The 14,962-nt window shown below is 58.5% G+C and carries 9 protein-coding genes; 4 read left to right on the top strand and 5 right to left on the bottom strand.

From position 1 onward, the window contains the following. The first annotated feature begins 209 nt into the window (after positions 1–209). Positions 210–2,216: a methyl-accepting chemotaxis protein gene (locus HOP44_RS09405; RefSeq protein WP_172252685.1), complete on the top strand. Its 2,007-nt coding sequence runs from the start codon at positions 210–212 to the stop codon at positions 2,214–2,216. A gap of 107 nt (positions 2,217–2,323) precedes the next feature. Here HOP44_RS09405 and helD read toward each other — a convergent pair whose 3' ends face one another. Next, positions 2,324–4,684 (bottom strand): RNA polymerase recycling motor HelD, encoded by a 2,361-nt coding sequence (helD, locus tag HOP44_RS09400; protein WP_172252683.1) that lies wholly within the window; start codon positions 4,682–4,684, stop codon positions 2,324–2,326. Between the two features lie 330 nt (positions 4,685–5,014). Beyond that, entirely contained in the window at positions 5,015–6,094 is a 1,080-nt protein-coding gene (locus HOP44_RS09395; RefSeq protein ID WP_172252681.1) for an aromatic acid exporter family protein, read from the bottom strand. A 390-nt stretch (positions 6,095–6,484) separates the two neighbouring features. Between HOP44_RS09395 and HOP44_RS09390 the strand changes: the two genes are divergently transcribed. Together HOP44_RS09390 and HOP44_RS09385 are read left to right on the top strand one after the other, a co-directional pair. Further along, on the top strand, positions 6,485–7,240 hold the full coding sequence (locus tag HOP44_RS09390) for a threonine/serine exporter family protein (protein WP_425501844.1): 756 nt from the start codon (positions 6,485–6,487) through the stop codon (positions 7,238–7,240). Positions 7,241–7,258: 18 nt separating this feature from the next. After that, positions 7,259–7,687 (top strand): threonine/serine exporter family protein, encoded by a 429-nt coding sequence (locus HOP44_RS09385; protein WP_172194372.1) that lies wholly within the window; start codon positions 7,259–7,261, stop codon positions 7,685–7,687. Between the two features lie 67 nt (positions 7,688–7,754). On the opposite strand, the gene HOP44_RS09380 is transcribed toward HOP44_RS09385, so the two are convergent. Both HOP44_RS09380 and HOP44_RS09375 read right to left on the bottom strand, forming a co-directional pair. After that, complete coding sequence (locus HOP44_RS09380; RefSeq protein WP_172252677.1) at positions 7,755–9,950, bottom strand: molybdopterin oxidoreductase family protein; 2,196 nt, start codon at positions 9,948–9,950, stop codon at positions 7,755–7,757. A 22-nt stretch (positions 9,951–9,972) separates the two neighbouring features. After that, the gene (locus HOP44_RS09375) at positions 9,973–12,222 is read right to left on the bottom strand and encodes an FAD-dependent oxidoreductase (RefSeq protein ID WP_172252675.1); all 2,250 of its coding nucleotides are present in this window, start codon (positions 12,220–12,222) and stop codon (positions 9,973–9,975) included. Between the two features lie 422 nt (positions 12,223–12,644). Here HOP44_RS09375 and HOP44_RS09370 point away from each other — a divergent pair, with 422 nt between their 5' ends. Further along, positions 12,645–13,898: a nitrate/nitrite transporter gene (locus HOP44_RS09370; protein WP_172252673.1), complete on the top strand. Its 1,254-nt coding sequence runs from the start codon at positions 12,645–12,647 to the stop codon at positions 13,896–13,898. A gap of 162 nt (positions 13,899–14,060) precedes the next feature. On the opposite strand, the gene HOP44_RS09365 is transcribed toward HOP44_RS09370, so the two are convergent. Beyond that, positions 14,061–14,945, bottom strand: a complete 885-nt coding sequence (locus HOP44_RS09365; protein WP_172252671.1) for an NAD-dependent epimerase/dehydratase family protein — start codon at positions 14,943–14,945, stop codon at positions 14,061–14,063. Positions 14,946–14,962: the final 17 nt, after the last annotated feature.

Below are 14,962 nucleotides of genomic sequence, written 5' to 3'. Positions count from 1 at the left end.
CCCTTTCCGATTCGCTTTCGCTTTCGCTTTACAGGATGACGCTGCGTCAGAGTCGACTCCGACTTCCGAAGAAAAACCGCAAAATGCGTATTTCTCTCCAAAAAAAGGCGTTCGGAGTCGATATAGTTACGTACACGTTTATTTTTTTGAGAAATGGGGCGTTACTCATACAACTAAGAAGCATCAAAGCCAAAACCCTGCTCCTGATTATGCCGCTTCTGCTGGTCATTGTCATAGGCGTCTCGGGTGCCGTTATTTTCAAGTCGCACGGGCTGCTGCTGGATCAGACCGAAAGCAGCATGCACGAACAGCTCGGCAATACCCGCCAAAGTATCCAGAACCGGATTATTTCGCATGGCCGGGTACCGGAAACGCTGGCGAAGTCGATTCAGGGCCACTACAAAAAGTTGACGCTGGCGGATTACGACGCGGTGCTCGAAGATGCGCTGGAAGTCAATCCCGATACGTTTGGCGTCGGCCTTTACTTCGAACCCGGAGTCTATCAATCCAGCGCGAAATATGTTTCTTCCTATGCTTTTCATGAACAAAACCAAGTCGTCGTGACCCACGATTACAGCGATCCAAGTTACGATTACCCGTCGCAGGACTGGTACAAGATTGCCGTCGATCAAAAAGAAATCCGGTATGCCCCCGCTTTCTATGATGAAACGACGAAATCGACCATGGTCACGGCTTCCGTTCCCGTCTATGACGACGAAGAACGGTTCGTTGCCGTTGCAACCGGAGATATCAATCTGGACACCGTGCAAACGATTGTCTCGGACACCGCTGTCGGAACAAGCGGCTGGGCATTCATGCTCGGTCAAGACGGCACTTATCTCGCCGGACCGGAGACGGACAAGATTATGCAAGTCAAGCTGCAGGAAGATGCCGACCCGGCGTCAGCCGCCCTGGCCCAACAGATTCTGGCCGACGGGGAAGGCTCCGCCGTCTACGATTCTCCGGAAGGTCCCGTCCATGTGTATTTTTCCAAACTGGACCAGACCGACTGGATCGTGGCCCTGGCGCTGCCGGAACATGAACTCAAAGAAAAAATCGATGCCCTGCTGCTGCAAACCCTTCTGTTTGTGGCGATCGGCTTGGTTCTCGTCGTCGGAGTCATTCTGCTGTATACCCGCAACCTGACCGCGCATACGGCGCGGGTCAATTCGATGGCCGAACATTTGGCGCAAGGGGATTTCACGTATTCCATACCGGTGACTACCCAAGACGAATTCGGCAAAATGGCGGAAAACCTGAACGGTACGAGCGAGATGCTGAACAAAATGATGGCGACGGTTACCGAGCACTCCCTGCATGTTGCTTCTACCGCGGAAGAACTGACAGCCGGGGCGGACGAAACCAACACCGCAGCCGAAGATATCGCCCATACGATCCAGGAAGTGGCGGCCGGCGCCGAGAAACAGCTTACCGGAACTCGGGAAAGCGCGATTTCCCTCGAAGAACTGGCGGCGGGCATTCAGCGCATCTCGGAATCGTCTTCCACTCTCTACGAATCTTCGCAGCATACTTCGCGGCAGGCTGCGCAGGGGAACGAGATCATTCAGCAGGCTGTCCGCGATATGAACGAAGCCAACCGGTCCGTCTCGGTCACTTCGACGCATATGATCCAGCTCCACAGCCGCTCGATCGACATCGGCAATATCATCAACGTAATCAGCGGGATCAGCACGCAGACCAATTTATTGTCCCTGAACGCGGGCATCGAAGCGGCGCGTGCCGGGGAACATGGCAAAGGCTTCGCCGTCGTGGCTTCGGAAATCGGCAATCTCGCGGAGAAAACCAAAGACTCCGCACAGAAAGTCCGGGAAATTATCGAAGAAATGCAGGTGGAGACTGAATCCGCCGTAAAATCGGTCGAAACCGGTACCCAGGCCGTCTTCTCCGGTACGGCGCTTGTGGAAGACGCCGGCAGAGCGTTCACCGGCATCGTCTCGGAGATCCAGCAGATCGTCACCCAGATTCTCGAAATCACGACGGTGTCGGAACAAATGTCCGCAGGCTCGCAGCAGATCAGCGCCACCATGGAAGATTTGGCCCGGATTTCGGGACAGGCTTCGGACGCTACGCAGAACGTGGCCGCAGCCAGCGAGCAGCAGCAGGCGGCTATGGAAGAAGTTTCCTACTCCGCCAAATCGTTAAGCAGCATGGTGCAGGAACTGCAGAACCTGCTCGATCAGTTCAAGATCGCATAAACGGACAACGCAAAAAGCTCCCCGGAAGAACAGGCGAACGAATCGCCCGGTTGCTTCGGGGGAGCTTTTTGCTGCGGCCGGCAGCGGATTCTGCCGGCACGGCTTTTTTACCGAACGTCGTAAAGCTTCGCGTCCACGCCGGTCACGAACGGACTCGCTTCCCCCGCCGCGTACAAATGCAGCACATGCATGGCCCGCGTACAGGACGTATAGAACAGCTTGCGTTCCGATTCGCGCGAATAGCTGTCCGCCGACGCGTTGTACAGCAGCGCGGCATCGAACTCGACGCCTTTGGCGAGATAGGCCGGCACGATAACCGTTCCTTTCTCGAACGCCGGCGTATTTTTGGTAATCAGGCGCGTGTCCAGACGGCTCTTCAACCGCTTGTGCAGCTCGCCGCATTCGCTCTGCGTCTTGCAGATGATCGCGATATAATCGAGTCCGCGTTCGCGCAGATCCTGAATGTCCGCCACCAGCGCGTCTTCCATGCGGCCCTCTTCCGCGGCAGCGAACCGGCGCAGGACCGGTTTCTCGCCGCTGCGGGTAAACGGCAGAATTTCTTCGCCTTCCGGCAGCATCGCTTTGGTGAATTCGGTAATCTCGCGTGTCGAGCGGTAGCTGCGGGTCAGGCGCAGAACCATGCTTTCTTCGCGCCCGTACAGATTCAGCAGCGGATCGTAATCGTCCAGCGCCGAGTCATGCCCGTAGATCGCCTGGTTGAGATCGCCGAGCGCCGTCATCCGGGCGCGCGGAAACAAACGTTTGAGGAATTCAAGCTGGAACGGCGTGTAATCCTGCACTTCGTCGACGATCACGTGCCGGATCGCCGTGTTGGTAATAAATCCCTGCAGCAGCTCCCGCAGCAGCAGAAGCGGCGTAGCGTCTTCGAACATCAGCTCCGACTTGGCGAGCCGGTCAAGTGTCTGCCGCGAGAATTCGTGCCACATGGCCGGCAGCGGACGACCGCCGGACAGCGTCATGAACAGAATCTCGTCTTTGTACAGCCGGCGGTACATGCCTTTGACATCGACAAAGCGCTGGCGCTTGATCCATTTGCGGACCGGCTTCAGCCAATCGTTGACGATCATGCGCGCGGCCGCTTCGCGCTGCTGGTCGAAATCGTCGAACGTGTCCGCCGCTCCTTTTTGCTTGCGGCGCATGAGGTTGTAAGCCCGGTGCAGGGCGCTTGAGTCGAGCAGCTGGATTTGTTCGTCCACCCATTCTTCGTCCCGCTGGCTTTTGCCGTATTCGCTCACTTCCTTCAGCAGCCACTTGCCCATCTGTTCGATCCGGCTCGGAATTTTGATCGTCGGATCGAAAGCGTAGAATCGGCGCCGCATCGCTTCGGCCGACACAATCTCGTGTCCCTGGAAGCGGATCGGACGGAACACCATGCCCTGCTCCGACAAATATTCGCGGTAGGCGCGGATCACCTGCAGATAATCCAGCGACGACTTGTAGCGGATACCGGCCAGTCTCGCTTCATATTCACCGTCTTCCTCCGCGTCGCCTCCGAGTAGATATTCCAACTGGTCGAACGCGTCTTCGAGTTCGAATTCACGGCCTATTCGCCGCTCAAGGTAAGCTTGAAACGTCGTTTGAAGCATATTTTCCTCGCCCAGTTCCGGCAGAACCGTCGAGACATAGCTGTTGAACAGCGAGTTGGGCGAGAAAAGCACCAACTGGTCCGCGCTCAGCGTATCGCGGTACCGGTACAGCAGATAAGCTACGCGCTGGAGCGCTGCCGAGGTCTTGCCGCTGCCCGCGGCGCCCTGCACGACCAGCAGGCGGCTCTGCTCGTTGCGGATAATCGCATTCTGCTCCCGCTGAATCGTCGAGACGATACTTTTCATCCGATCGTCGGCGCTTTGACTGAGCACTTCCTGCAGCAGCTCGTCACCGATTGTCATCCCCGTATCGAACATGACCCGGATCTTCGCGTCGCGAATGACATACTGGCGCTTGAGTTCCATCTCGCCTTGGACGCTGCCCCCCGGCGTCCGGTACGATACGTCGCCCGGGGCGCCGTCGTAGTACAGACTCGAGATCGGCGCGCGCCAATCGTAAATCAGGAACTCCTGCTCGTTATCGTCCAGCAGCGAAGAAATGCCGAGATAGATCCGCTCGGCCGCCGCATCCGATTCCTCCCGAAAATCGATCCGACCGAAGTAAGGCGAATTCTTGAGCCGGCGCAGCTTCCCGAGCTGCGAATAGGCACGCTTGTGACCGAACTCGCGCTCGGCCAGCACCTGCGACTGCTGACGCATACTGGTCGACGTCTCTCCCAGATCGTCCGGCTCGGCAAAGTTCATCGTGACTTCGTCCCAGAACTCTTTGCGCAGTCCGACGACATCTCCGCGCATCTCCCCTACCTGCGCTTCCAGCCCGCGAATACGGCGGACGACTTTGTCCGTGACGTCATCGACGCGCTCCTGCTCCCGCTTCCATTCCATATCGGTCATATCCATAGGTTCATCCCCTTTTCATCTATTGACATCTATCTGGATCCATGTTATGATTTCATGTTGAGTATTTTCGAATTATTCTATACAGACAGAATATCATTGTACGCCTGCCGCCCGGGGAAATCAACTTTCAACCGGTTCCGCAAGGTGTTTTTTTATGCCCATTTTACCCCATTCTTCCGTCTGCCGCAGCTTTGGAAACCGGAAGTCATACAAAAAAGGAAGGAGCGCCGGACATCCGGTCTTCCTTCCCTTTTTTGCAGCCGCCCGTGCGGATCGCGTCTTCCCTTATTACCCTCCGGCTTTTTGCGTAAACGAATTTCCTCAAATGGTTTACGATTTGGAGCTGTGCCAATTCTTCGGATTCAGCCGCTGCTTCCACGATTTCTTGTCGATTCTTCCGCTGTCGCCGTAATGCTCGACCAGACGGTTCAACCGCTCCAGCTGATAGCCATAAGCATGGATTTCCGCGGCGACAATCGTCAGGCGCATCGTGCTGCCTTCCTGCTGCTGCAAATACTCTTTCATGGCGGCGGCGAAACGCTCGTTCTCTTCTTCGAGGTTCTGCCACGGCTGATCGTCGGGCTTGAGCTTGCCTTCGAACTTCAGCAGGACATGTTCGTGATATTTGATCATATACTCCAACTGCTCGTCGAACAGCTGATCCAACCGGAACGTCCGGGCCGCGGGAAAATAATGCTCTTCCACCGCCTGCACGACTTCGCTGCCTTTGTTCAAAGTGCGCAGCATCTGTTTGTAGACGACCAGATGCCGGCTTTCCGTGTAGGAAGGACGTTTGCGCTTGTGCTGATCTTCTTCGAGCAGATTGTATTTTTCCGTCAGCGACTGGATGGAACCTTCGAGCGCCTTCTGTTCGTCGCGAAACACGCTTTCCTTGATTTCGTCCGATACCGCGGTGCGCATCAGCAGCGAAAGCTGGTTGAACGTCGATTGGATCTGTCCGATAAACTGTTCTTTGGGTTTGGGAGGCAGCACCAGCACGTTGACAATAAACGCGGCAAAAATCCCGATCACGCTGATCAAGAAACGATTCAGGGCAAAGTCCCACTGACCCGAAGCTTCCATGACCGCAATAACGGTAACGAGCGTCAGCCCGATCGTGTCGGCCCGCTTCATCTTCAAACAGATCATGATCACGACGATACAGGTCAACCCGACGGCAATCGGCTCGCTGGACAGCAGCCGGCCGGCCGTAACCGCAATAACGGCGCCCAGGGTGTTTGTGAGCAGCTGATCGAGAAAATACGTCCATGATTTGTAAATGGTAGGCTGCATGGCAAAAATGGCCGCAATAGCCGCAATAACGGGCGGCGTCAGGTTAAGCAGCATAGTCAGGTATAAAGCCAGGGTGACCGCGATCCCCGTTTTCAGCATCCGTGCGCCGAAATTCACGCCGATTCCTCCTTTGTTCGCCTGCTTCGAACCTGCGGATGCCGGGCATCCGCCTCGCTCGTTCCGGCGGGTCCGGATCAGTTCCGATTCGCTCCATTTCCCATATTACCCGCTTTATGCCCCGACCTACACACCGGTTCCAAGCCGGCGGGCGGGAGCTGCCGGGCAGGTCCGATTCCCTAGTATAACCGTTCTGCCGGTATCCATGCAAAGCCCGGCCGCAAAAAAAGGGACCGCAGCGCCGTACGGCGCCTGCGGTCCAAAGTATCTATTACAAAGGGGGGGTTGTATTTAGAGTTTAACCACGAAAGCTTAAGACAAGCTGAAAAACAGATTTCAGTTATGTTACAATGAGTTGCCATGAACGAACGAGCGAAGGAGAAGTCCGCGGTGAGCCAAAAAACATCCATTTACGAAACGATCGAGCTGTGCCTGCTGGCCGGAAAAATCATGCTGCAAAACGGCGCGGAAACGTACCGGGTGGAAGATACGATGGTTCGGATCGCCACGGCTTTCGGCCTGACGGAAAGCCACAGCTATGTCACGCCGACCGTTCTGATCTTCTCGACAAGCGGCGAGCAGCCCGCAAAGCTGATCCGGATCGAGGAGCGGACGACCGATCTGCACAAGATCGCCGAAGTCAATGCCATTTCTCGCCAGATCGCTTCCGGCGAACTGTCCGCCCATGAAGCCAAAGCGCTGCTGCTTCAGACGGAGTCCGCGCCTTTGAATTATACGCTGCCGATCCAGATTCTGGCCGCTTCCCTGACCAGCGCCTGCTTCCTGATTATGTTCGGAGGCAGCTGGCCCGATTTCCCGGCCGCTTTTATCGCCGGAGGTGCCGGCTTCGCCGCTTCGGTCTGGCTGCACCGGGTCGTTCAGGTCAAATTCTTCGCCGAATTTTCGGCCGCGCTGCTTGTCGGCCTGCTGGCGCTGCTCTTTATCTGGGGCGGCTTCGGATACGAGTTCGACCGGATCGCGGTCGGTTCGGTCATGCCGCTCGTACCGGGCCTGCTGATTACGAATGCGATCCGCGATCTGATGGCCGGCCATCTGGTATCCGGCATTTCCAAAGGCGCCGATGCCTGCCTGACCGCGTTTGCGATCGGAGCCGGCATCGCCGTAGCGCTTATCTTTTTCCATTAGAGTAGGAGGAGAACCTCGATGTGGGCCCATTTTCTGACCAGTTTTTTCGCTGCGGCTTCTTTTGTCATCTTGTTTAACGCCCCCCGAAAATCGCTGCCGCTGTGCGGACTTGTCGGCATGCTGGGCTGGGTGCTCTATGTGTCGATCCGCGGCGAAATCGGCGAGGCCCCGGCAACCCTTGCCGCTTCGCTGCTGGTCGGCATCCTCTGCCAGCTGTTCGCCAAAATCTACCGGACGCCGGTGATTATTTTCAGCGTCGCGGGCATCATCCCTCTTGTCCCCGGCGGCATGGCCTACAATGCCATGCGCCGCTTCGTGGAGAACCGGTACGATGAAGCTCTTCAGATCGGCGCACAGACACTGATGATCGCAGGCGCGATCGCCGCGGGACTGGTGCTGTCCGAAGTTCTGAATCAGATGCTGCGCCGCCGGGAAACGGCCGCCTGAACCCTCGAACGTCCCTGCCAAGCGGCGCCGCCCTGCCTTAATAGGCAGGAACGGCGCCGCTTTTTGTCTATTCCCTGGTCGCTCGACCCTGCGGGCTCCGCACCAGCGATCTGCCCAGCCGGACCGCTTCTTCCGGAGCGGCGGCGCAGGAAGTCACGCGAACCGGCGTCGTTTTGAATCCGGGCATCTTGCAGTGGGGATCCAGATGGGGCAGGGTAGCCCGATTGACATTCTGCGCGCCGCCCCAGTGCATCGGAGCAAATACCGTGTCTTCCCGAATCTTGGACGTAAGGCGACTTCGCGCATAGAAAGTACCGGCCTCGGACTCGATCCGTACCCATTCCCCTTCGCGCACTCCGATTCGTCCGGCGGCGAACGGATGCATCTCGAGAAAAGCGGCCGCTTCCCGCGCTTCCAGCACGGGGCTGCGGTGAGTCTGCACGCCTGTCAGGTAGTGCGACAGCACGCGCCCGTTGGTCAAAATCAGCGGATAGGCAGGCGAGACCGCTTTGGTATCCGATACCGTCTGCGGCGGCGAAGAAAAGACGGCCCGGCCGTCTTCATGGGCGAAGTCTTGTTCAAACATCAGCCCGCCGCCTCCGCCTTGTTCGCCGCAGGGCCAATAGACGCCTTCTTCTTGGCGCAGACGCTCATACGTAATGCCGTAATAATCCGCGAGTCCTCCCCGGCTGGCCAACCGCAGCTCGTCGAAGATCTCTTCGGCGGATCGGAAGCGGAAACCGTCCGCGTGCCCGAGTCTCTGTGCGGCTTCGCACAGGATCATCCAATCGTGGCGCGCTTCGCCGACCGCCGGACGAACGGCTTCCCGCAGCAGGACACGGCCTTCCAGATTGGTCAGCGTGCCTTCGTTCTCCAGATACGAGGTAACCGGCAGCACGATATCCGCCAGCAGAGCCGTCTCGGACAAAAACAGATCCGCTACGATCAATCCGTCCAGCTTGGCCAAACTTTCTTCCACGAGAACGATATTGGGATTGGACACCACGGGATTCGAGCCCATCACCAGCAGCGTCCGGATTTCTTTCCGGTGAATCCGCTCCATCATTTCGTAGGCCGAGACGCCGGCTCCGGGAATTCGTTCGGGTTCCACCCCCCAGACCGAAGCGATATAAGCCCGATCGGCCGTATTCGTAATGGAACGGTATCCCGGCAGCTGATCCGCTTTTTGCCCATGCTCGCGTCCGCCCTGCCCGTTGCCCTGCCCGGTAATGGCGCCATATCCGCAGCCTTCACGCCCGATCTTGCCTGTGGCCAGCACCAGATTCAGGAATTCCCGCACGGCCAGATGACCGTCCGTCTGCTGTTCGACGCCCCGGGCCGTCAGGATCATTCCTGTAGGAGCCCGGCCGTACAGTCTCGCCGCCTGCCGGATCGACTCTTCGTCCACTCCGCAGAACGCCGCCGTCTGCGCAAGCGGCATCTGGCCGAGCGTCCGCTGCTTCAGTTCTTCGAACCCCCGGGTGCGGCTGTCGATAAACGTCTCGTCGATCAGTCCTTCTTCGAGCAGCACCTGCAGCATCCCCGCTGCAAGCGCCGCATCCGTGCCCGGCCGGACCGCCAGGTGCAGGTCCGAAGCGGCTGCCGTGGAAGTCGCCCGGGGATCGATGACGATGATCGAAGCGCCGTTCTCGCGGGCCCGGTTGAAATAAGGCATAAGCGTCGGCTGGCATTCCGCCAGATTGGTTCCCGCCAGAACGATACAGGATGCCTGCGGAATATCCGACAATCGAAAAGTCAGCCCGCGGTCCAGGCCAAATGTCTTGCTGCCGGCGGAAGCGGCGGCGGACATGCAGAATCGGCCGTTATAGTCGATATACTTCGTTCCCAGAGCCAGCCGGGCGAACTTGCCGAGCAAATAAGCCGTCTCATTCGTCAAAGAACCCCCGCCGTATACGCCGACCGAATCCGGACCGTATCGTTCGGACGAATCCGCAAACAGCTTCACCGCCGCCTCCATCGCTTCCGCCCAAGATGCCCGAACCAACCGGCCTTCGCGCCGAATCATCGGATACCGAAGGCGTTCCCGGCTTACCGCATGCTGATGCGCCTGCTGCCCTTTGACGCACAAACGGCCTTCGGAAGCGGCATTGTCGTCTCCCCGCGCGCGCAGTGCTGCTCCTCCTTCCGGCGTCGGTGCGTCTTCAAGTTTGATCTTGCACTGTACGCTGCAAAACGGACATTGGGTCTGTCCGGCGGCAAATGCTCTGCCGCCGGCCTCTGTTTCGGTTAATGGACTGGACATAAGCCTCCTCCTTCTCGATCGATTAATGGGAAACGGATTTCAATTCTACCTTCGGTCCCGGCGCGTCCGGAGCGGCAATCCGAATCACGTCTTCCGCCCGGACGGCCGCCTCCTCCACTTCCTCCCCCAAACGCCAAGCCAGTTCTTCCCGAAGCGCGCGATCCAGCAAAATCTCCCGGACGGCTCTCAGGCCAACCCGTTCGAACCATTCCCACAGCGCCTCGCCGTAAAAAGCTTGTTCCCGGTACAGCTGCAGCAGCGCTTCCCCGAACAAGATCGCCTCTTCCGCGTTTTCCGCGACTCCAAGCCATTCGCCGGCGCGGACCGGATGCTCCGCATGTCCGCCGGCGTAAAGTTCCCATCCGGCCGGACAGCGCCCCAAGCCGATATCCCGGACCGCAATGCCCCGCGGATCGTGCGGACCGGCCGAGACCGCTGCGTCCACGGCTCCGGGAAGTCTCACCGACCGCAGGCTCCGAGCCAAACGCGCCTCGATCCCGCGCACCGCATCCGCCGGTGCGAGTCTATCGGACGGCTCCTCCCGCGCCGGAATCAGCGCTTTACAGACGCGAGTCCGCTCCGTGTTTTCCGATTTGTCCGCATAGGCCCCGCTTCTTGTTTGCAGGTAATAGAGCACGGCCGGCCGACAGATTTCGCAGCCGCCTGCCCACTCCCGCCCCGGGATCAGACGAAATCCCCGGCCGGTCAGACCGATCGGCGCAGAAGCCCGTTCGCTCGGCGAAAGTTCGAGTATTGCCGCTTGAACCGCGGCTTTGAGCCCGGTACGGCCAAAAGGCACACAGCCGCACAGCGCTTCTTCCGCCGATTCTTCCCGACCAGACCGGGCACCCGGAGCGGAGCCCGCTCCCGATTTGGCGTATTCGACGAGAGCTTCCACCATCGGCCGACAGCCTCCGCAGGAACCCGAAGCTCCCGTAGCCCGCTTGACCTGGTCGGCCGAGGTCAGACCTTCCGAGATCACCGCCTGCATAATAGCGGCTTTGCTGACCTCGTTGCAGGCGCAGACCGCGTCGGATTCGGGCAGCGATGCGGCGGCCGCCTGCAGGCCTCCTCCGGCGCCCGCGCCGGAAGACAGACTCTCGATGGAAGCCCGCTGCCCGATCAGTTTCAGCAGCGAGCCCGATTCCGCCGTATCTCCATAGAGGATCGCACCGACGATCCGCCCTTCCCTCATCGTCACTTTGCGGTACAGACCGCGGATGCCGTCTTCGGTCCGCTGCGCGACTTCCGCTTGGTCTTCACGGATTTCACCGGCCGAGAAGACGTCGACGCCGGAAACTTTGAGCCGGGTATACAGCGTCGAGCCGCGATACGATGCGTCGGAAGCGCCGCACAGCCGGTTCGCCAGCACTTTGGCCTGTTCGTAGAGCGGAGCGACCAGGCCGTAAGCGATCCCCCGGTGTTCGGCGCATTCGCCTACGGCGTACACGTCCGGCATATTCGTCCGCAGACCGTCGTCCACCAGGATTCCGCGCCGGCTGGAAATGCCGCTGGCTGCCGCCAGTTCCGTATTGGGCGTGATCCCTACCGCCAGAACAACCAGATCCGTCTGCAGCCGTCCTCCATCCGCAAACAGCAGACCTTTGGCCCGGCCGAGACCGGTAATACTGTCCGTCGTGGTATTCAGCCGAAACCGCATGCCCTGCCTTTCCAATTCTTTTTGCAGAAGCCGGGCCGCCGTCTCGTCCAGCTGTCGGTTCATCAGGAAAGGCGCATTGTGAACAACCTGTGTGTCCATGCCGAGATTCAGCAGGCCGCGTGCCGCTTCGAGCCCAAGCAGGCCGCCCCCGATTACCGCGGCCCGGCGCACGCTGCCGGAAGCCCGGATCATGGCCGCACAGTCTTCCAGATTCCGAAACGAAATGACGCCGCTTTTGTCGGCACCGGGAATCGGCGGAACGAACGCGGAAGAACCGGCAGCGATAATCAGATGATCCCAGGGCAGACACAGTCCCGAAGCGGTCTCGACTTCCCGGTGTTCGCCGGTTCGGATCCGCACGGCCCGTTCGCCCGTATGCAGGGCAATGCCGTGTTCCTTATACCATTCATAGGGATTCAGTACGATTTCCTCGAAGGAAGAGCTGCCCTGCAGCACTTTGGAGAGCATCATCCGGTTATAGTTGGGATAGCGTTCTTCGCCGATCACCGTCATCTCGAACCGGTCGGGATCAAGCTTCAGAATTTCTTCCAGACAGCGGATCCCCGCCATTCCGTTTCCGATCACGACCAGCTTCGGCTTTTGCTTGAGCATATCCGCCTCATCCTTTCTTGCCTTTCAAGATTCGCCTGCCGAAAATTCAGGACACAAAAAGCCTATCTTCTTCCGCCTTAGAAAGAAAAATAGGCTGCGCTGCCGATGCAAAGCGGTACTCCATTGTACCGAATGACTATTCATAGATTAGGGGAATAGAAAGTTTAAGTCAACCTTTATGATAGTTTATCTAACATTAAAGTTATGAAAAAAGTAAATTTAAAGACTTTTAAAAAAATTTGAGTCAAATATGTTGACATATAAAACTTAAATTTTTATACTTTGCTTAGTCAAAGACCACACAACGCTGTGAGGTCTGCATCCGGCAACGAGGCCGCGGTTCGTTCTTTCTTCAAAGAACGAGCTGCGGCCTTTTCGGATTTCCCTACATTTTCAACCGACCTGCGAGGAGATGAGACAAGATGGAAACGGAAAAAAAGAGTTTTTGGAAAAGCGGCCACACGCCGAGTTTGTTGAGCGCCTTTTTGTACTTTGACATGAGCTTCATGGTCTGGGTGATGATCGGGCCGCTGGCCGTGGTTATCGCGGCCGACTACCCGATGGACCCTCTGCAAAAAGCGCAGCTCGTCGCCCTGCCGATTCTCGGAGGCTCGATTCTCCGGCTTGTGCTCGGAGCGCTCACCGATTATATCGGGCCCAAGCTGACCGGACAGATCGGGATGCTGCTCACCCTCGTTCCCCTGATTATCGGTTGGCAGTTCGTCCACTCGCTTGACCAGCTCTATATTGTCGCTCTGCTTCTCGGCATCGCCGGCGCTTCGTTCGCGGCGGCGCTGCCGCTTGCCGGGCAGTGGTATCCCAAAGAACACCAGGGATTGGCGATGGGCATCGCGGGGGCAGGCAACAGCGGCACCGTACTCTCCACCTTGTTCGCCAACCGGATCGCCCAGCATTTCGGCAGTTGGGAAATCGTATTCGGACTGGCGATCATTCCGATTACCGTCGTCTTCGTGATCTTCACTTTGTTTGCCCGAAACAGTCCGCACCGTCCCGCCCCCAAGAAGCTGTCCCATTACGCCTCCGTCCTGCGTCAGGGCGACGCTTGGGTATTCTGCATGTTCTATGCGGTCACTTTCGGCGGATTTGTCGGCCTCTCCAACTATCTGACGATCTTCTTCAATGCCCAGTACGGGCTGTCCGCGGTCCGGGCCGCCGACTTTACGACGATCTGCGTGATCGCGGGCAGTTTCTTCCGGCCTCTGGGCGGCTTCCTTTCCGATCGGCTCGGAGGAATCCGGATGCTGACGATCCTGTTCTGCGGGGCCGGCCTCATGCTTGCCTTCGTCGCGTCCATGCCTCCACTCACGGCTGTCGTGATCTTCCTCTTCGCGGGCATGATGTGTCTGGGAGCCGGCAACGGCGCGGTCTTCCAGCTCGTCCCGCAGCGCTTCGGCAGCGAATTGGGCCTGATGACCGGCATTGTAGGCGCCGCCGGCGGCCTGGGCGGATACGCGCTGCCCATGCTGCTGGGCAAGCTCTATCAGATGACGGGCAGCTACACGCCGGGATTTGTCTGCCTGAGCGGATTTGTGCTGCTTACCCTCGGCCTTCTCGTGGTTATGCAGCTCAGATGGCGTACGACCTGGGCTGCCGCAGGCGGACTCGCTTCTTCCGCTCCGGCTTCGACCGGGCTGCCCGGAAGAATCAACTCCTGATCTTGGCCGCTCCGGCATGTCCGTTGTTCGCTCGAGCGGCGGTATCCGTTTAGGCAGGACTCTCTTTTCAAAAAAGAAAAAACGGCGATTCCTGAAGTCCGCTTCAGGGATCGCCGTTTTTGGGCTGTATCTTCGATTAACTTCTGCCTTCGGGTGCAGGAATCAATCCTGCCGCCCCGCCAGTTCGCGCACCAGATCCGGCAGCCAGTCGTCCAGATTGCGGAACACGAATCCCGCCTCCTCGGCGCGGGACGTATCCATCGTCCAGTCTCCGGGAATACCGAACGGCGAGCCTTCGCTGTCGGGTCCTTCCGGCAGCACGATAGCGCGTCCTCCGGTTTCCCGGTCGATGACAGCCAGCAGTTCGCGCAGTCGCGGTCGGCCTGCCGAAGCGGCATTGAACGGTCCCGTCACGCCGCTCTCGCCCAGCCATTTCAGGAAATCCGCCGCTTCTTCTTCATGAATGAAACAGATACGCGCCTGCGTATTGGGCATAACGAACGAAGTGCCGTTTTGGATCCGGTCGATATGAAAATGCAGACGTTTCGTATAATCGTGGGGTCCGAGCACGATCGGCAGACGCGCCGCCGCCGCAGCAAACGGAGCCTCGCGGAAAAATACCGCTTCCGCCTGCGCTTTGCCTTCGCCGTACGGGACTTGGCCGACCGGACTCGGCGGAATCTCCATCGAGGCCGTATTCACCTGTTCTTCTTTCACCTCCGCCGAACCGGTTTCGTATACGGACAAACTGGAGGTCAGCACATAACGACCGACCCTGCCCGTGAAGACGCGGATCGCCGCCCGGGCTTCGTCCGCCTGATAACAGATGTTGTCATACACCACGTCCCAATATTGTCCCTGCACCGCCGCGGCAAGCGCGCTTTCGTCGGTACGGTCGACCCGGATCCGCTTCACCCGATCCCCGAACGGATCTTCCGTCGTGCCGCGGGTGGCAATCGTCACCGTATGTCCGGCTTCCAGCAGTTTTTCGACCAGCAGTTTACCGAAAAAACGCGTTCCTCCCAGTACCAGCATATTCTGCGTCATCCTGTAGGCCTCCCGTT

The sequence above is a fragment of the Saccharibacillus deserti genome (assembly GCF_013618475.1).
GTDB lineage: Bacteria > Bacillota > Bacilli > Paenibacillales > Paenibacillaceae > Saccharibacillus > Saccharibacillus deserti.
Note: the sequence above shows the minus strand (reverse complement) of the source record. Positions and strands in the feature narration are given on the sequence as shown.

Coding starts and splice junctions, on each gene's coding strand:
- HOP44_RS09405 (WP_172252685.1), top strand. CDS start 210: ATGCCGCTTCTGCTGGTCATTGTCATAGGCGTCTCGGGTGCCGTTATT.
- helD (WP_172252683.1), bottom strand. CDS start 4,684: ATGGATATGACCGATATGGAATGGAAGCGGGAGCAGGAGCGCGTCGAT.
- HOP44_RS09385 (WP_172194372.1), top strand. CDS start 7,259: ATGTGGGCCCATTTTCTGACCAGTTTTTTCGCTGCGGCTTCTTTTGTC.
- HOP44_RS09380 (WP_172252677.1), bottom strand. CDS start 9,950: ATGTCCAGTCCATTAACCGAAACAGAGGCCGGCGGCAGAGCATTTGCC.
- HOP44_RS09375 (WP_172252675.1), bottom strand. CDS start 12,222: ATGCTCAAGCAAAAGCCGAAGCTGGTCGTGATCGGAAACGGAATGGCG.
- HOP44_RS09370 (WP_172252673.1), top strand. CDS start 12,645: ATGGAAACGGAAAAAAAGAGTTTTTGGAAAAGCGGCCACACGCCGAGT.
- HOP44_RS09365 (WP_172252671.1), bottom strand. CDS start 14,945: ATGACGCAGAATATGCTGGTACTGGGAGGAACGCGTTTTTTCGGTAAA.